The following is a 16,685-nucleotide window of genomic DNA, read 5'->3' on the forward strand; positions in this document are numbered from 1 at the left end:
ATTCCTGGAGCGGGATCCTCCGTACTTTCCGTACGTTGTACGAGAATAGCGGATGGTTGGATGGACACCAGGAGAGAGGGAGGGTTGCCGTGGCCCGCACAGGCCCGTCCGGTCGCGATACCGGCGTGGATCCGGAGCTGCTCTGGTTGCTGGCCGAACGCCCGCGACGGGGGCGGCCGCCGGCACACAGCCGCGCCGCGATCACCGCGGAGGCTGTCGCCATCGCTGACGCCGAGGGGCTCACCGCCGTCACGATGCGCGCGATCGCGGCCCGTATCGGAGCCGGAACGATGTCCCTCTACACCTACGTCTCCAACAAGGAGACACTGTTGGAACTCATGGTCGACCAGGTGAGCGGTGACCACCGGCTGCCGCCCGAGCCCTCCGGTGACTGGCGCGCCGACCTGCGGCAGCTGGCCCACGCACAACGCGCGATCATGCGGAACCACCCCTGGCTGCCCGCAGCGCTGCCCGCACGGCAGACGCTCGGTCCGAACACGCTCGCCGTTCTGGAGTACGCACTCGCCGTCCTCGAACCCACCGGCCTGGACGCCCAGGCACGGCTGGAGAGCTTCACCCTGCTCACCGGCTTCGTCGCCAGCCACGTCTCGTACGAAATCGCCCAGCAACAGGCGACCGAGGCCGCCTGCCGCGCCTCCGACGAACTCCTTGAAGCACAGGACCGCTACCTTCGGGCCGTCGCTGCCAGCGGCCGGCATCCCCAACTCGCTCAGGTCCTGACGGCCACGGCCAACGCTCCTGGCCCCCAAGCCGTCTTCGACCGTCTCCTCGACCGCATGATCAACGGACTCACGGCAGGAGTGTGACGTCCAGGCTCACTGGCTTTGTCGGCGAGAGCACTCTCCGGCGCGGCTGAACCGTGTTGCCGAGTTCTGGCAGCACGCCGGCCCTTGCTTCCAGCTCACACACGTGCCGGCGTGCGGTATCCGACCCTGGCTGGACCGGCTCTCCCCCGCGCGGGGGAGAGCCGGTCCCTCCTTGCGGCGGACGTCCGGACCTCAGCTGACTGCGATCTTTGAGGCAGCGGAAGGCGCACACCCGCCGTCTCCACCTCCACATCGGCCCACCCGAGGAACAACCATGCGAAAGCTCATCGCCGCCATCGCGCTCACGACCGCCGTGACCGCCGCTACCACCACCGCGGCCTCAGCGGCCCCGGCCGCCGAAACCACCCGGCATCAGAACCTGCACGCCTGGACCCTCCTCAACGAGAACGGTCCGGGCCCCAACCCCGGCGAACGGCTCACCGCACTGGTCGACGCCCGCAACACCGACGGCCGCGCGCGCGGTCACGCCACCGTCCAGCACGTCTTCCCGGGAAACCACATCGTGCGGGTCGAGTTCAGCATCGACTGCCTCACCGCCGACGGCGGCGCCGTCACCGTGACCGGACCGATTGACTCGATCCACTTCACCGTCCCCGCGGGAGAGACCCCGCCGCCCGCGGCGCCGAGCACCTGGCACCCCGAGACCGGCCTCACCTTCTACCCCGCCGACGGGAACGGCGGGCGCCGGGTCGGCTTGGCCGGCGCCAACGCCCTGGACTACAGCGCCCCGGCCAAGGCCACCAAGTGCCGGCCCACCGAGCCCGACACCTGGGTCATCCAGGGCGGTTTCAGCCTCCGTCGATGACAGGAGCCAACACTGTCGAAACCGGTGGCTCTCGTTCTCGCTGCCCAGCCGGCTCTCAAAAGCAGGTGTTTACCTGTCGGGGAGCTCAGAGACTTCCTGTGGTCCCGCTACGGACAGCGGGACCACGCCCCTGGGCAGTGCAAGTTCGGTGAGCATTCCAAGCGACAGCGCCGAATCCTCCGGTCTCGCGCAGTTCCCCGCGCCCCCTGTGGCCCCCGGAGGGTCAGTCCGCCGGGGCGATCTGTTCGCCGGTGGTGGCGAGGTGGACGGTGAGGGCCTCGACCGGGCAGAGGTCGGCTGCGTCGGTGAGGAGGTCGCGGTCGGTGGAGATCGGACGGAGCGGGCGGGCCCGGCCGTTGGGGCCGAGGGCGAGGTCGTCGGGGGCGGTGTTCGTGCAGTGGCCGGAGCCGATGCAGCGGGTCTGGTCGACGCGGACGACCAGGTCTTCGGCGCTCACCAGGCGACCCGCAGGGTGAGCGGGCTGCGGGTGAGCAGGCCGGTGCGCCAGGAGATCGCCTCGACCGAGTCGGTCAGCTGGAGGCCGGGGAAGCGCCGGGCCAGGGCGTGCAGGCCGAGCTCCAGCTCCATCCGGGCCAGCCAGGCGCCGAGGCAGTGGTGCGGGCCCGCGCCGAAGGCCAGCCCCGGCGTCTCCAGTGGGGCGAAGAGGTCGATCCCGGGCGGGTAGACGCCCGGGTCCTGGTTGGCGGCCGCCGCGTCGGCGGCGATGATGCTGCCTGCCGGGATGGTGACGCCGCCGATCTCCACGTCGGCCACCGCCCGCCGCAGCATCCCGGGCGCCGTACTGGCGTCACCGAGCGGTATCCGCCGCAGGGCCTGCTCCGTGGCGTGCTGCGCGCTCGCCTCGTCGGCGCCGATCCGGGCCCACGCCTCGGGCGCCTCGTCCAGCAGGTAGACCAGTGCGTTGCCGAGCGTGGTCATCGTCGTCTCGTGCCCGGCCACCACCAACCCGAGGACCAGCGTGGTGAGTTGCAGCTCGGTGACGCCGTCCGTCTCGTCGCAGGCCAGGATCAGGCTGCTGACCAGGTCGTCGCCCGGATTCTTGCGCCGCTCGCAGACCAGCTCGTACGCGAAGGTGCCGAACTCCAGCATCGCCTGCTGGATCTCCTCGGCGGTGTAGGCGGTGGCCGACAGCGCGTGGTCGCTCCAGTGACCGAGCCGCTCCAGGTCGAGCCCCTCCAGGCGCATCAGACGGCTGATCACCGCGACCGGCAGCGGGCGGGTGAAGGCGGAGACGATGTCAGCGGGGGAGCCCGACGCCTCCAGCCCGTCGAGCAGGTCCTCCACCGCCGAGGCGACCCACGGCCGCCAGCGGGCGATAGCTCGCGGGGTGAAGGCGCGCTGCACGGTGCGCCGCAGTCGCTGGTGCTCGGCGCCGTCGAGGTTGAGCAGCGCGGAGGGGTCGTCGAGGATGTTCGGGATGAGCGTCAGCGGCGGGGCGTCCTCGGCGTAGAGCGAGGCACGGTTGATCTGCGGATGGGTCAGCACCTGCCGGACGTCGGCGTGCCGGGTGGCGACCCAGACGGGGGTGCCGGTCTGGAGGACGGCGAGCCGGGGCGGCCCGGGTTCGGCCTGGCGCAGGCAGTGCAGGGGGATGAGCGGGCCGCCGGCTGGTGCCTGGCTCTGCTCGGTGGTCATCTGCCACTCCTCGTGTTCGGCCGGGAGCGCCCCGCGACGGCAGGGCCCGTACCCGACCGTAGGCCCGGTCGCTGCCGGTAGGAAGGGCGCGAACCGGCCATCAGAGGGCGCGTACCGGTCAGTCGCGCGCGCTCCTCCGGCCGGACGGCCGTCTCCGCGGTCAGACCCCCGTCTCGGCGGGCAGCCGCCCGCGCCGCACCGCCGCCAACAACTGCGCGTGGTCGGCCTCGCTCCGGTCGGCGTACGTCACCGCGAAGGCCGCCAGCGCCTCGTCCAGCGCCTCGCTCCGGCCGCAGTAGCCGGACAGCAGCGCCGCGTCGGCGGTGCGCGCGTGCGCCCGCGCCAGCAGCGCGCCCGCCAGCCTGCCGTAGTCGTCGAGCTGGCCCGGCAGCAGTGCGGCCGGGTCGACGCTGCCCTTGCGGTTGCGGAACTGCCGTACCTGGTAGGGGAGTCCGTCCACCGTCGTCCAGCCCATCAGGATGTCGCTGACCACCTGCATCCGCTGCTGCCCGAGCACCACCCGCCGCCCCTCGTGTGCGACCGGCCCCGGCCCGGCGAACCCGGCCCGCGCCAGGTGCGGAAGCAACGCCGAGGGCCTGGCCTCCTTCACCTGGAGCACCAACGGCTCCTCCCGCCGGTCGAGCAGCAGCACCACGTAACTCCGGGTGCCCACACTGCCGGTGCCGACCACCCGGAACGCCACGTCGTGCACGCTGTGCCGGGCCAGCAACGGATGCAGGTCCGCCGGCACGGTGTCCCGGTACGCCGCCAGCGAGGCCGCCACCGCCCGCGCCTGCACGTCGCTCACCTCGCGCAGCACCGGCGGGGCCGCCGTGAACCGCCAACTCCCGTCCGGTGCCCGCGCTGTGGACTTCGCGGCGAACCGGGCGCCGGTGTTGCGCAGCGCCTTCGCCGCCACCCCGCGCAGCACCTCCGTCAGCTCGTGCGCGTCCGCGAAGGTCACCAGCTCCGCATCCGGCACCGCGTGCCAGGCCTCCGAGGCGGGCATCCGGGCCAGCACCCGCAGCGTCCGCCGGTACGAACCCACCGCGTCGAACGCCGCCTGCCGGCAGGCCGTCTCGCCCGCGCCGCCCTCGCGTCCGGCCAGCACCAGGCTGGCGGCCAGCCGCTTCACGTCCCACTCCCACGGGCCCGGCACGGTCTCGTCGAAGTCGTTGATGTCCATCACCAGCCGGCCCCGGGCATCGCCGTAGAGGCCGAAGTTCGCGGCGTGCGCATCGCCGCAGAGCTGCGCCGTCACCCCGCTCACCGGCGTCGCCGCCAGGTCGCAGGCCATCAGCCCGGCGGTGCCGCGCAGGAAGGCGAACGGCGAGGCCGTCATCCGGCCCACCCGGATCGGTACCAGCTCGGGCAGCCGCCCGGCGTTCGTCTCCTCCACCGCCCGCACCACGTCGGGCCGGTCCGCGGGCGGCTCGAAGGCGGCGTGCGTCTCGCGCGGCACCTTCGACCGCAGCAGCTTGCCCCGCCGCCGCTCCCCGCCCTCCCTCGGCCAGGGCGCGAACCCCGGCACCGCGAACCCCGGCACTCCGAACTCCCGACGACCAGCCATCCCCGGCCCCTTCCGCCGCACATCGTCCCAGGCTGCACGCTACCGTCGGCGGCCGCCGACATAGGCTGCCGCCATGGCTAACGATCTCAGCGCGCTCGACGACGGGTACCTCGCCTTCTGGCGGGAGTACCACCTCTGCACCTTCACCACGCTGCGGCCCGACGGCACCCCGCACGTGGTGCCCGTGGGGGCGACGTACGACCCCGAGACCCGGACGGCGCGGGTGATCAGCCACGGCGCGAGCCGGAAGGTGCGCAACGTGCTGGCCGCCGGGCCGGGCGGGCTGCGGGTGGCACTCTGTCAGGTCGACCGGGCCCGCTGGGCCACCCTGGAAGGCGTCGCCGTGGTCCGCGACGACGCCGAAGCGGTCGCCGAAGGGGTCCGGCGTTACACCGAGCGCTACCGCGAGCCCCGGGTCAACCCGGAGCGCGTGGTCATCGAGATCGCCGTCGACCGGGCCCTCGGCCGCGCGTAACTGGCCGGCGGCCGGCGCCGGGCGTTTATCGAGCGTTGAGCGGGGGTGGCCAGGATGGCGCTGTTCCGGACGACCCGCCCGCCGCCGAAAGCAGACCATGTCGCACAGTGCCTCGCCCCGCCCGCTCAGCCCCGCCGACAGAGCGCACTTCCACCTGCTGCTCGACCGGCTGGTCAGCTCGCTGGCCGCCGACCGGGCGGCGGTCGAGAAGGCGGCGGCCGAGGCCGAGGCGCAGGTGGCCGGCCAGTTGGCGGGCATGGCGGGCATGGCGGGTATGGCGGGTATGGCGGGTCAACTCCCGTCATAGCGGCGCAATTCGGCCACGACCGGTACGCGCACGGGTGACAGGCCGTCAATCCTTTAACGGGCCGTGCTACAGCATGGTCCTGCCCCGGGCGGTGTGATGGGCCCCACACTGGGCCAACTCTGCGATGGCAGAGCGTCCCAGTGTCGCCCAGTGCTCAGGGGAGCTCACCCATGCCCGTCCCGCCGTCCTCCGTCGAGGTCGCCCCCGCCGGCTCCGCTCCGCCCACCGTCCAGCGTCTGAAGGCGAATTCGGTCGGCCTGGCCGGGGTGGTCTTCATGGCGCTGGCCACCGCCGCACCGATCACCGCGATGACGGGCAACCTGCCGGTGATCATCGGCGGCGGCAACGGCGTGCACGCACCCGCCGGCTTCCTCTTCGTCACCGTGGTGCTCACGGTCTTCACCATCGGGTACGTCTCGATGGCCCGGCACATCACCACCGCCGGGGCGTTCTACGGCTTCGTCTCGCACGGCCTCGGCCGGGTCGTCGGCATGGCCTCCGGCCTGCTCGCCGTGCTCGCGTACGTCGTCTTCGAGGCGTCCATCGTCGGCATCTTCGCGTACTTCGCCCAGCAGGCCTTCGCCGCCCAGTTCGGCCTGCACTGGGCCTGGCAGGTGTTCGCCCTGGCGATGCTCGCGATCACCGCGATCCTGTCGTACTTCGACCTGGAGGTCGCCTCCAAGGTGCTCGGCGTCTTCCTGGTCGGCGAGGTGGTGATGCTGACGCTGCTCGGCGGCGCGGTGCTCGCCCACGGCGGCGGCCCCGGCGGGCTGCACGTGGGCACGCTCAACCCCACCGGCGCGTTCGCCGGGGTCAACGCGGGCGTCGGGCTGTTCTTCTGCTTCTGGTCCTGGATCGGCTTCGAGTCCACCGCGATGTACGGCGAGGAGTCCCGCAACCCCAAGCGGATCATCCCGCGCGCCACGCTGCTCGCCGTGCTCATCCTCGGCGTGCTCTACACCTTCGTCACCTGGATGGTGCTCTCCGCCAACGGGCCCGAGGCCTCGATAGGCATCGCGACCGGCAGCAGCCCGCTCGACCTCTTCCTCGGGCCGGCCGAGACCTACCTCGGCCACTGGGCCGTGACCGCTTTTCAATGGCTGATGTGCACCAGCGCCTTCGCCTGCGGCCTGGCCTTCCACCAGTGCGCCGCCCGCTACCTCTACGCGATCGGCCGCGAGGGCTTCCTGCACCCGGCGCTCGGCCGCACCCACCCCCGGCACGGCTCCCCGCACATCGCCTCCTTCGCCCAGACCGCCGTCGCCCTCGCCGTCGTCGGCGGCTTCTGGGCGGCGGGCCAGGACCCGTACGTCAGCCTCTACACCCTGACCGCGATCCTCGGCACCCTCGCACTGCTGGTCGTGCAGACGCTCTGCTCGTTCGCCGTGATCGTGTACTTCCGCCGCAACCACCCCGAATCCCGGCACTGGTTCCGGACGTTCACCGCGCCACTGCTCGGCGGGCTCGGGATGCTCGCCGCGATCGTGCTGCTGGTGGTCAACCTGGACACGGCGGCGGGCGCGGCCTCGAAGATCTTCTTCTTCAAGCTCATCCCCTGGATCGTCGGCCTGGTCTTCGCCGGGGGCATCGCCCTCGCGCTCTACATGCGGGCCCGCCACCCCGAGAAGTACGAGGTGATGGGCCGCCTGGTCGTCGAGGACGCCCAGGAACGCGCCGACGCCTGACCTCCTTCTCCATCCGTTCTGCCTGAGAGGAATCCCCCACATGGCACGCTCCCAGCAGGCTTGGCAGATAAAGCAGTTGTTCACCGACCAGGCGACCGCGGACCGACTCGGCCTGCCCGCCGACGAGTACCGGGGCCTGCGCGACGACGCCCGGAAGGACCCGGACGGCCCCTCCCGCCGGGCCCTGCTCGGCCGCGCCGCCGCCCTCGGCCTCGGCCTCGCGGCCACCGCCGTCCGGGCCCCGAGCGCCCGCGCCGCGACCGTCACCCGCTTCACCGGCCCGATGCCCCGGGTGGCGATCATCGGCGCCGGGATCTCGGGCCTCACCGCCGCCCTCACCCTCGCCGACAAGGGCATCAGCTCCACCGTCTACGAGGCCAACCCCCACCGGATCGGCGGCCGGATGTACTCCGGCGGCAGCCCGTCCAACCCCGGGCTCTGGGCACAGGGCCAGGTGTCCGAGTACGGCGGCGAGCTGATCGACACCGGGCACCACGCCGTGCGCCAGCTCTGCCAACGCTTCGGCATCGGCACCACCGACGTGTACGCCGACACCCCGGCGGGCGCCGACCAGACGCTGCTGTTCCAGGGCTGCTACTACCCGCGCGCGGCTGCGGACGCCGACTTCAAGGGGATCTGGCAGCTGATCAAGAACGACGTGCAGGCGGGCGGCTCCGCGCCGACCTGGAACAGTCACAACGCCGCCGCCGTGGCCCTGGACAACATGTCGATCCGCGACTGGATCAACTCCCGGGTGCCCGGCGGGGTCTCCAGCAGGCTCGGCGCCTTCCTCGACGTCGCCTACAACGTCGAGTACGGCGCCGACACCACCGCGCAGTCCTCGTACGCCTTCCTGCAGATGATCTCCTCGCAGGCCAACCCGGGCAGCTTCAACATCTGGGGCGGCTCCGACGAGCGCTTCCACATCACCGGCGGCAACGACCAACTCCCGCACGCCGTCGCGGCCGCACTCCCGCCCGGCACCGTCCAACAGGGCTGCACGCTCACCGCCGTCGTCCGCAACGCCGACGGCACCCAGACCCTCAGCTTCGACCTCGACGGCGGCGGCACCAGGACGGTCACCGCCGACCACACCATCCTCGCCGTGCCGCTGCCGATCCTGCAACGGCGGATCGACCTCACCCGCGCGGGCCTCGACCCGATGATGCGCGGGGTGCTCGCCCACATGACGATGGGCTACTGCACCAAGCTCAACATGCAGTTCACCACCCGCCCCTGGCAGGGCACCGGCCCCTGGCCCGGCGTCTCCAACAGCGAGTGCTTCGCCGACCTGCCCTTCCAGCAGGCCTGGGACGTCACCCGGGGCCAGGCCGGCGGCAACGGCATCCTGGTCCAGTACGGTGGCGGCTCGCTGGCGGGCGGCCTGAAGCCCCCGACCGCCTTCACCGACGCCACCGCCCCGTACACCCGCGACCTGGTCGGCCGCTACCTCACCCAGATCGACCAGCTCTGGCCCGGCACCAAGGCCGTCTGGAACGGCCGCGCCACCCTCTCGGCCTGGCACCTCAACCCGTACTCCTACGGCGCCTACTCCTACTGGCCCGTCGGCTACCTCACCACCTACGCCGGCTACGAGGGCACCGCCCAGGGGAACCTGCACTTCGCGGGTGAGCACACCTCCTACGACTACCAGGGCTACATGAACGGCGGTGCCACCGAGGGCATCCGCACGGCGGGGGAGGTGCTCGCCGCCATCGGCGCCTGACCATCCGGGGCCGCCACCGCAGCAGGCGGTGGCGGCCGCGCGGTCCGAACCGGTCGAACAGGCCCCGGCCAGCGCGGATCGCCCGGCGCCCCTCGCGTACGCTCTGGAGGCTCCGGTGCGGAGCCCAGGAACGGAAGGCGCGAACGGACATGAGTGTCGACGGGGGATGGCAGTTGCCGGGGGCAGGGTGGGGGCCCACGCCCCTCCGGGTGCCGGACATCAAACCGGGGGTGATACCACTGCGCCCGCTCGGAGTCACCGACATCATCGGCGCGGTGTTCAGTACGGTCAGCAGATGCACGAAGGCGGTCTACCTGCCGCTGCTCGCGGTGGCCGGGGGAGCGGTCGGGCTGCTGAGCCTCGTACTCATGGGAGCGGCCGTGTCACTGCGCGACGAGTACGCGGACTTCCAGAGCCAGGCCCACGAGTACCGCCTGACGGACAGTGAGGTGACCGACTTCGTCACTGCGGTCACCGTCACCGCCCTGCTCGCACTGCTCTGCCTGGCCGCGCTCCACACCGTCGCCTGCGCCACGGCCACCACCGTCGTGCGGCACGCCGTCGTCGGCCGGGAGGTGACGCCCGGTCAGATCTGGCAGGAGGCCAGGCCGTTCCTCTGGCGGGTACTCGGCGCGCACCTCCTCGCCGGGCTGGCCGGCGTGGCCGTACTGGTGGTGTCGCTGCTCCCCGCCGCCGTCCTCGCGGCGGTGACCGGCGGCACAGCGGTCGCCGGGGTGGCCGCCCTGCTCGCCGTCCCCGGGCTGCTGGCGGCCGGGTACGTGCAGGTGCGGCTGGCGCTGCTGATCCCCGTCCTGGTCCTGGAGAACCTCTCACCGGTCGGCGCGATCCGGCGGGCCTGGTCCCTCAACGAGGGTGCCTGGTGGCGCAGCCTGGGCATCCCGTACGTGATCGGCCTGGTCGGGTCCACGGCGGCGCAGCTGCTGGCCTTCCCCTTCGCCCTGGTCGGGTTGGTGTTCCTCACGGCCTCGGTGACCGACGGCGGCGGGCAGGCGAGCCTGGTCGGCCCGGTCCTCTTCGTGGCCGTCACCGGCCTCGGCGTCACCCTCGGCCTGGCGCTCGCCATGCCGCTCACCCCGCTGGCGCACGGGCTGCTGTACGTCGACCGGCGGATCCGCTGTGAGGACTTCGGCACCGTCCTGGTCGCCGAGGCCGGTCTCTCCCGCTGGGGCGGGCCGTCTCCGGCGGTCAGTGACCGGTGAGGATGGCCTGCTCCAGGCGGTTGGCGACGGCCGGGGCCTGACCGTCGTCGAGGGTGGTGGTGCCGACGGAGTAGACGGCGCGGAGGGTGGTGTCGCGGGTGGTGAAGACGCCGCTCGCGTAGCCGAAGTCGTGGCCGGTCTTGCCCCAGAGGGCGGAGCCGTCGGGGAGCGGGATCTTCATCAGGCCGGCGCTGAAGCAGGCCTTGCCGTGGTCGGGGCCTGCTGAGCAGTTGGTGCCGTCGAAATAGGGCACCTGTGGGAGGGCGAACAGTTCGGTCTGCTGGGCCGGGGGGAGCAGGCGGCCGGAGACCAGGGCGGTGATGAAGTGGTCCAGGTCGGCGGGGGTGGAGATCATGTTGGAGGGGTTGCCGCCCTGTTCGCTGACGTCGACGGGCCGGCCGGTGCTGTCGGTCAGGTAGCCGTGCAGGTGCCGGCGCGGCATCCGGGTGTCGCTCTCGGGCACGGTGGTGTGCGCCAGCCGCAGCGGGGCGAGCACGCGGGCGGTGACCTCCTGCTTGAACGAGTGGCCGGTCACCTGCTCGATGACCCGCCCGGCGATCCGGTAGCCCAGCGAGTTGTACTCCTGCCGGGTGCCGGGGGTGAAGTGCATCGCGGGGGTGCCGCCGGGCGGGCGGAGGGTGGCCTGGATGATCTCGTCGAACGTCCGGTAGTCGAAGCGGTGCGCGATCAGCTCGTCGACCGGGAGTTCGGGGCCGTCACCGCCGATCTGCGGCAGGCCGCTGGTGTGGTCGAGCAGCTGCCGCACCGTCACCGGCGGGTAGCCGTCGGGCAGCAGGCCGGGCAGGTAGTGCTGGACGGTGCCGTCCAGGTCGACGCGGTGCTCGGCCTCCAGCTGGAGCAGCACCGTCGCCTCGAAGGTCTTGGCGATGCTGCCGATGTGGAAGCTCCCGTCGGCGGGGGTGGGCGTGCCGGTGACGACGTCGCCCGATGCGCCGCGCCACACCTCGCCGTCGCGGGTCACCCGGGCGACCACCCCGGCGGCCGGGTCCGTCGGCCGGAGGGCGATGGCGGCGCTGAGTGCCTCGGGGTTCAGTGGCGGCACGGTCGAGGCCGGGTGGCCGCCGACGGCGCCCGCCGGGGCGGCGACCGCCAGCGAGGCGCCGAGTGCGGCGGCGAGTGCGGCGGCGGTGGCCAGGCCGAGGGGGCGGAGGTGACGCTTGCTCATGTTTCCGTGCTCCGGTCTCTGTTCGTCGGCTTTCCGGTCCATCGTGGCTGCCGGAGCGGTTCGCCCGCGATCGGGAAACACCCTGGTCCGTCCCCGAACCAACCCTGAGGAAATGTCAGGGGCCACTCAGCTTCCGGTCAGGGAACCGCCCCGGGCCAGCAGCAGTGCGACGTCCAGCAGCGCCAGCGCCAGCGCCGCCAGGAAGGGCCGCCGCCCGCCGGACGGCAGGGCGACTGCGAGCGCCAGCCCGCCCGGCAGCGCGAGCACCGACCAGCCCGCCGCCCCTACCGCCCCCGCCGCCCCCGGCCCGCCGGACGTCCCCGCCATCCCCGCCGGACCGAGCAGCAGGGCCGCCGAGGCGGCGAGCAGCGCACCGGCGGCCAGCACCCGCGCCCCGCCCGCCCCCAGCCGCTGCGGCAGGCCGCGCACGCCCGTACCGAGATCGTCCGCGATGTCGGGCAGCACGTTGGCCGCGTGCGCGCCCACCCCGAGCAGCGCGCCCCCGGCCGTCACCCAGGGCGCGGGCCACGGGCTGCCGGGCAGCGCCAGCGTCACGAAGGCGGGCAGCAGGCCGAAGGCCACCGCGTACGGCAGCCAGGACCACACCGTGCGCTTCACGCCCAGGTTGTACGCCCACGCCGCCGCGACCCCGGCCAGGTGCGCCGCGCCCGCACCCGCCCCGGCCGCCAGCGAGAGCGGCCCGCACACCGCCAGCGCACACCCGGCCGCCAGCGCCACCGTGCCGGGCCGCACCGCGCCCGTGACCAGGGGCTTGTCGGCCCGCCCGGTGGCCAGGTCCCGCCGCAGGTCGACCCGGTCGTTGCACCAGCCGACCGACAACTGGCCTGCCAGCACCGCACATCCGGTCAGCGCGCTGCCCGCCGCCCCGCGGCCCGAACCCGCCGCCAGCGCCGTCATCACCACCGTCACGGCCGCCGCCGGGGCCGGGTGCGCGGCGGCCAGCAGGCCCCGCAGTGCGCCGAGTCCGCCGGTTCGTACGAAATGCCGGGTAGTCGCCATGAACCGATACTTGCCCAATCCACCCGTATTCTGCCCGAATGACGCGAATCGCCGCTGTCCACGGAGTCCTGCCGCCGCACCGCTACCAGCAGTACGAGATCACCGAAGCGCTCGCGGCCCTCTGCCTCCCCGACGGCAGCGGTCCCGGCCCCGACTCCGACCCGGCCCCCGGCGACCGCGCGCTGCTCGAACGCCTGCACGCCGCCGCCGGGGTGTCCACCCGCCACCTCGTGCTGCCGCTGGACGCCTACCCGAAGGTGCGCGGCTTCGGCCAGGCCAACGACCTCTTCCTCGAACACGGCCTGCTGCTCGCCGAACAGGCCCTGACCGGCGCCCTCGACGCGGCAGGCATCGCACCGCACGAGGTCGACCTGATCATCACCACCTCCGTCACCGGCATCGCCGCGCCCTCACTGGAGGCCCGCCTCGCCGCCCGCGTCGGCCTGCGCCCGGACGTGAAGCGCCTGCCGCTCTTCGGCCTCGGCTGCGCCGCCGGGGCCGCCGGGCTGGCCCGGCTGCACGACCACCTGGCCGGGCACCCCGACGACACGGCCGTGCTGCTCTCCGTCGAGCTCTGCTCGCTCACCCTGCAACGCGCCGACCGCACCACCCAGGGCCTGATCGCGAGCGCCCTGTTCGGCGACGGCGCCGCCGTCCTGGTCGCCGTCGGCGCCGGCCGGCCGCAGCCCGGCCCCGAGGTGGTCGCCGCCCGCAGCCGCCTCTACCCCGGCACCGAGGACGCGCTCGGTTGGCGGATCGGCGACACCGGCTTCCGGATCGTGCTCGGCGCCGAACTCCCGGAGCTGGTGAGCCTGCACGTCGGCGAGGAGACCCGCTCCTTCCTCGCCGAGCACGACCTCAAGCCCCCAGACGTCGCCGCCTGGATCTGCCACCCCGGCGGCCCCAAGGTGCTGGACGCGCTCCAGCAGAGCCTCGGGCTCACCGCCGACGACCTCGCCCCGTCCCGCAGTTCACTCGCCCAGGTCGGCAACCTCTCCTCGTCCTCCGTCCTGCACATCCTGCGCGACACCCTGGCGCTCCGCCCACCGCCCCCGGGAGCACCCGGCCTGATGATCGCGCTCGGGCCCGGCTTCTGCTCCGAACTAGTCCTCCTGCGCTGGTAGTCACCATGACCCCGTACACCCTGCTGGTACTGCTGACCGCCGTGGAGCGGCTGGCCGAACTCCGGGTCGCCCGCCGCAACGCCGCCTGGAGCCTGGCCCGGGGCGGCGTCGAGCACGGCACCGGCCACTACCCCGCGATGGTCCTGCTGCACACCGCCCTGCTGCTCGGCTGCCTGGCCGAACCACTGCTCGCCACAAGGCCGTTCGTGCCCGAGCTCGGCTGGCCGATGCTCGCTCTCGTGCTCGCCGCGCAGGGCCTGCGGTGGTGGTGCATCCGCACCCTCGGGCCGCGCTGGAACACCCGGGTGATCGTCGTCCCCGGCCTGCCGCTGGTCGCCGCCGGACCGTACCGGTGGCTGGCGCACCCGAACTACGTCGCCGTGCTCGCCGAAGGGGTGGCCCTGCCGCTGGTGCACTCCGCCTGGCTCACCGCCACCGCCTTCACGCTGCTCAACCTGCCGCTGTTGGGCGTCCGGCTGCGCTGCGAGGACGCCGCGCTCGGGCGGAGCGTGCCGGGGTGAGCCGCTCCCGGCTCGACCTGCTCGTGGTCGGCGGCGGCCCGGCGGGGCTCGCCACTGCGATCCACGCCGCCCGCGCCGGGCTCGAGGTCGCCGTCCTGGAACCCCGGCCCGCACCCATCGACAAGGCCTGCGGCGAGGGCCTGATGCCCACCGCCGTCCGCGAACTCGCAGCCCTCGGCATCACCGCGCCCGGCCGTCCCATCCACGGCATCCGCTACCTCGACGCCCACCACCGAGCCGAGGCGCTCTTCCGCACCCACCCGGGCCTCGGCGTCCGCCGCACCGACCTGCACCAGGCCCTCGCCGCCCAGGCCGCCGCGCTGGGCGTGCCCGTCCACCCCGTCAAGGCCACCACCGTCAGCCAGTATGCCGACCACGTCAGCGCCGCCGGGCTGACGGCCCGCTACCTCGCCGCCGCCGACGGCCTCCACTCACCCGTCCGCCGCCAGCTCGGCCTCGACCTCCCCGACCCTCGCCCGCCCCGCTACGGGCTGCGCCGCCACTACACCCTCGCACCGTGGACGGACTGCGTCGAGGTCCACTGGTCGACCCACTCGGAGGCCTACGTCACCCCGCTCGGACCGCGCCAGCTGGGCGTCGCCGTGCTCACCGACCGCCGCGCCCCGTACGAGGACCAGCTCGCCGACTTCCCCGCCCTCCGCGAGCGGCTCACCACCCCGCCGAGCTCCGCCGTGCGCGGCGCGGGGCCGCTGCGCCAGCGCGTCCGGGCCCGGGTGGCGGGCCGGGTGCTGCTGGTCGGCGACGCGGCGGGCTACGTCGATGCCCTCACCGGCGAGGGCATCTCGCTGGCGCTCAGCACCGCCGCGGCCCTCGTCCAGGCGCTGCGCGCGGGCCGCCCGGCCGGCTACGAACGGGCCTGGCTCCGGGCCACCCGCCGCCACCGCCTGCTCACCGAGGCCCTGCTCCACCTGCGCACCCACCCCCGGACGGCCACCCGCATCGTCCCGACCGCCGCCCGCTTGCCCGGCCTGTTCGGCACCCTGGTCGGCCGGCTGGGGTAGGAGACGCCAAGTCGTTGTAACGTCCGGGCCGTTGGCCTCCGAGTCGCCCTCCGGCCCGGGGTTCGGCTCGGGGTTCGGCTCGGGTTTCGGCCGTACTACGATCGGTGCGTGTCCGAGACAACTGCCCGGCCCGGTGCTGTCCTGGTGAACGCCTGCCTCCGTGACGGCCGTGGCGGCAGCCCGACCGCCGTCCTGCCCGAGACGGCGCTCAGCGACGACGAGCGCCGGAGTGTGCCGGGACGGACGGGGGCCTCGCACGCCGTCTTCGTATCGGTGCACGACAGCTGGCCCGGCGTCCTCGACGCGTCGCTGCGCTTCTTCACCGCCGAGGGTGAACTGCCCGCCTGCGGCCACGGGACGGTCGCGGCCCTCGCCTACCTGGCCGAGCAGGCCGGGGTGTCCGACTGCGAGGTCACGCTCCGGGCGGCAGAGCGGGTCTTCACCGGCCGGGCCGTCCGGCAGGGCGCCGGGTACGCGGCGGATTTCGACCCGGGCACGGTGGACCTTCGCGAACCCTCGGCGGGTGAACTCGCCCTCCTGCTCGGAGCTCTGGGCCTGCAGCCGGACGAAGTCGCCGACGGTGCCCGCGTCGCCTCGCTGGGGCGGCCGAGACTGCTTCTCCCCGTCACCACCCGGCCGATGCTCGCCGCCCTCACCCCGGATCTCGGGGCACTCGAGGCAGCCTGCGACCGCCTCGGGCTGCTGGGGTGCTACGTGTACTCGGTGCCGACGGCCGAAGGGCGCACCGCAGCACGGATGTTCGCGCCGTCGATCGGCGTCCCGGAGGACATCGCCAACGCCAACAGCACCGCCTGCCTGGCCGCCCACCTCGGAGACGTCACCGTCGACATGGGCGACTCGCTGGGCAGCCCCGCCACCATCACCGCCGTCGCCCGCCCCGGCACGCCCGGGGCAGCAAGCCCGCAGATCCGGGTCGGCGGCGTCGCGACGGTTGCCGTCGAGCGCGTGTCGTAAATCTGGACAAGTCGCCCTTATGACCTCGGACAGCCAGTCCCCGACCACCGAGTCGATCGTGCGCAACGCGCTGGTCCCGATCGGCGCTTCGATCCTCTTCGTCGCGGCCGTGGTGACCTGGCTGGGCTGGTGGGGATTGGTCCTGCGCTACCGGGCGCCGGCGCGGCGCTGGGTGCGCTGGGTGCCGGTCTCCATGCTGCTCGCCGCCCTGGTCGGCCTCAACTACGGACACCTCTCCGACCAGAGCGCCGTGCTGGTGGCGTGTCTGCTGCTGCTCGGCGTGTTCGTCGGCGTGGGCGAGGAGCTGATGCTCCGCGGCACCGGCGTACACGTGTTCAAGCGCGCCGGGTTCAGCAAGGGCAAGGTCGCCCTGTGGTCATCGGTGGTCTTCGGCCTGCCCCACATCAGCAACGCCATCGGCCAGGGTACCCAGGCACGAAGGCCGCGGCCTCCGTCGGCATGGTCCTGCTCATCCTGCTGCAGGTCAGCCTCATCATCGTGCTGCTCGCCCGCCGCCGCAGCATCGAGCCGGCCCCCAGCCCGAG

At 73.3% G+C, this 16,685-nt stretch carries 16 protein-coding genes and 1 pseudogene; 12 read left to right on the forward strand and 5 right to left on the reverse strand.

Annotation, left to right across the window (positions count from 1 at the left end):
* Positions 1-89 precede the first annotated feature (89 nt).
* Entirely contained in the window at positions 90-827 is a 738-nt protein-coding gene (locus ACR68M_RS33820) for a TetR/AcrR family transcriptional regulator (RefSeq protein ID WP_441247979.1), read from the forward strand.
* A gap of 274 nt (positions 828-1,101) precedes the next feature.
* The gene (locus ACR68M_RS33825; RefSeq protein ID WP_441247980.1) at positions 1,102-1,653 is read left to right on the forward strand and encodes a hypothetical protein; all 552 of its coding nucleotides are present in this window, start codon (positions 1,102-1,104) and stop codon (positions 1,651-1,653) included.
* Between the two features lie 223 nt (positions 1,654-1,876).
* On the opposite strand, the gene ACR68M_RS33830 is transcribed toward ACR68M_RS33825, so the two are convergent.
* The 3 genes from ACR68M_RS33830 to ACR68M_RS33840 all read right to left on the reverse strand — a co-directional run bounded on the left by ACR68M_RS33830 (position 1,877) and on the right by ACR68M_RS33840 (position 4,879).
* A complete protein-coding gene (locus ACR68M_RS33830) occupies positions 1,877-2,110 on the reverse strand; it encodes a ferredoxin (protein WP_441247981.1) in 234 nt (77 codons plus the stop codon).
* Entirely contained in the window at positions 2,107-3,309 is a 1,203-nt protein-coding gene (locus tag ACR68M_RS33835) for a cytochrome P450 (protein WP_441247982.1), read from the reverse strand. The genes ACR68M_RS33830 and ACR68M_RS33835 overlap by 4 nt, the downstream gene beginning before the upstream one ends.
* 160 nt (positions 3,310-3,469) lie before the next feature.
* Positions 3,470-4,879, reverse strand: coding sequence for a DUF2252 domain-containing protein (locus ACR68M_RS33840; RefSeq protein ID WP_441247983.1), 1,410 nt, complete (start codon positions 4,877-4,879; stop codon positions 3,470-3,472).
* A gap of 73 nt (positions 4,880-4,952) precedes the next feature.
* Here ACR68M_RS33840 and ACR68M_RS33845 point away from each other — a divergent pair, with 73 nt between their 5' ends.
* From ACR68M_RS33845 to ACR68M_RS33865, 5 genes are all read left to right on the forward strand, one after another.
* The gene (locus ACR68M_RS33845; RefSeq protein ID WP_441247984.1) at positions 4,953-5,354 is read left to right on the forward strand and encodes a pyridoxamine 5'-phosphate oxidase family protein; all 402 of its coding nucleotides are present in this window, start codon (positions 4,953-4,955) and stop codon (positions 5,352-5,354) included.
* 97 nt (positions 5,355-5,451) lie between these two features.
* Entirely contained in the window at positions 5,452-5,661 is a 210-nt protein-coding gene (locus ACR68M_RS33850) for a hypothetical protein (protein WP_441247985.1), read from the forward strand.
* A gap of 170 nt (positions 5,662-5,831) precedes the next feature.
* Positions 5,832-7,346, forward strand: coding sequence for an APC family permease (locus ACR68M_RS33855; RefSeq protein WP_441247986.1), 1,515 nt, complete (start codon positions 5,832-5,834; stop codon positions 7,344-7,346).
* Between the two features lie 40 nt (positions 7,347-7,386).
* A complete protein-coding gene (locus ACR68M_RS33860; RefSeq protein WP_441247987.1) occupies positions 7,387-9,072 on the forward strand; it encodes a flavin monoamine oxidase family protein in 1,686 nt (561 codons plus the stop codon).
* A 209-nt stretch (positions 9,073-9,281) separates the two neighbouring features.
* Positions 9,282-10,292 carry a hypothetical protein gene (locus tag ACR68M_RS33865; protein ID WP_441247988.1) on the forward strand — a complete coding sequence of 337 codons (1,011 nt, stop codon included), beginning with the start codon at positions 9,282-9,284 and terminating at the stop codon, positions 10,290-10,292.
* Here ACR68M_RS33865 and ACR68M_RS33870 read toward each other — a convergent pair.
* Together ACR68M_RS33870 and ACR68M_RS33875 are read right to left on the reverse strand one after the other, a co-directional pair.
* Complete coding sequence (locus tag ACR68M_RS33870) at positions 10,279-11,478, reverse strand: serine hydrolase domain-containing protein (protein ID WP_441247989.1); 1,200 nt, start codon at positions 11,476-11,478, stop codon at positions 10,279-10,281. The two genes, ACR68M_RS33865 and ACR68M_RS33870, sit on opposite strands and share 14 nt — an antisense overlap.
* A gap of 126 nt (positions 11,479-11,604) precedes the next feature.
* Positions 11,605-12,498, reverse strand: coding sequence for a UbiA family prenyltransferase (locus ACR68M_RS33875; RefSeq protein ID WP_441247990.1), 894 nt, complete (start codon positions 12,496-12,498; stop codon positions 11,605-11,607).
* Between the two features lie 38 nt (positions 12,499-12,536).
* On the opposite strand from ACR68M_RS33875, the gene ACR68M_RS33880 reads away from it, so the two are divergent.
* From ACR68M_RS33880 to ACR68M_RS33900, 5 genes and pseudogenes are all read left to right on the forward strand, one after another.
* Positions 12,537-13,622, forward strand: a complete 1,086-nt coding sequence (locus tag ACR68M_RS33880; RefSeq protein WP_441247991.1) for a type III polyketide synthase — start codon at positions 12,537-12,539, stop codon at positions 13,620-13,622.
* A gap of 5 nt (positions 13,623-13,627) precedes the next feature.
* Complete coding sequence (locus tag ACR68M_RS33885) at positions 13,628-14,143, forward strand: isoprenylcysteine carboxyl methyltransferase family protein (RefSeq protein ID WP_441247992.1); 516 nt, start codon at positions 13,628-13,630, stop codon at positions 14,141-14,143.
* Positions 14,140-15,165: an NAD(P)/FAD-dependent oxidoreductase gene (locus ACR68M_RS33890; RefSeq protein ID WP_441247993.1), complete on the forward strand. Its 1,026-nt coding sequence runs from the start codon at positions 14,140-14,142 to the stop codon at positions 15,163-15,165. Before ACR68M_RS33885 ends, ACR68M_RS33890 begins: the two co-directional genes overlap by 4 nt.
* Positions 15,166-15,273: 108 nt before the next feature.
* Positions 15,274-16,140, forward strand: coding sequence for a PhzF family phenazine biosynthesis protein (locus tag ACR68M_RS33895; protein ID WP_441247994.1), 867 nt, complete (start codon positions 15,274-15,276; stop codon positions 16,138-16,140).
* 307 nt (positions 16,141-16,447) lie between these two features.
* Positions 16,448-16,495, forward strand: a pseudogene (locus ACR68M_RS33900) (hypothetical protein); the annotation flags it as partial.
* Positions 16,496-16,685: the final 190 nt, after the last annotated feature.

The sequence above is a fragment of the Kitasatospora sp. McL0602 genome, assembly GCF_052076145.1.
Lineage (GTDB): Bacteria > Actinomycetota > Actinomycetes > Streptomycetales > Streptomycetaceae > Kitasatospora.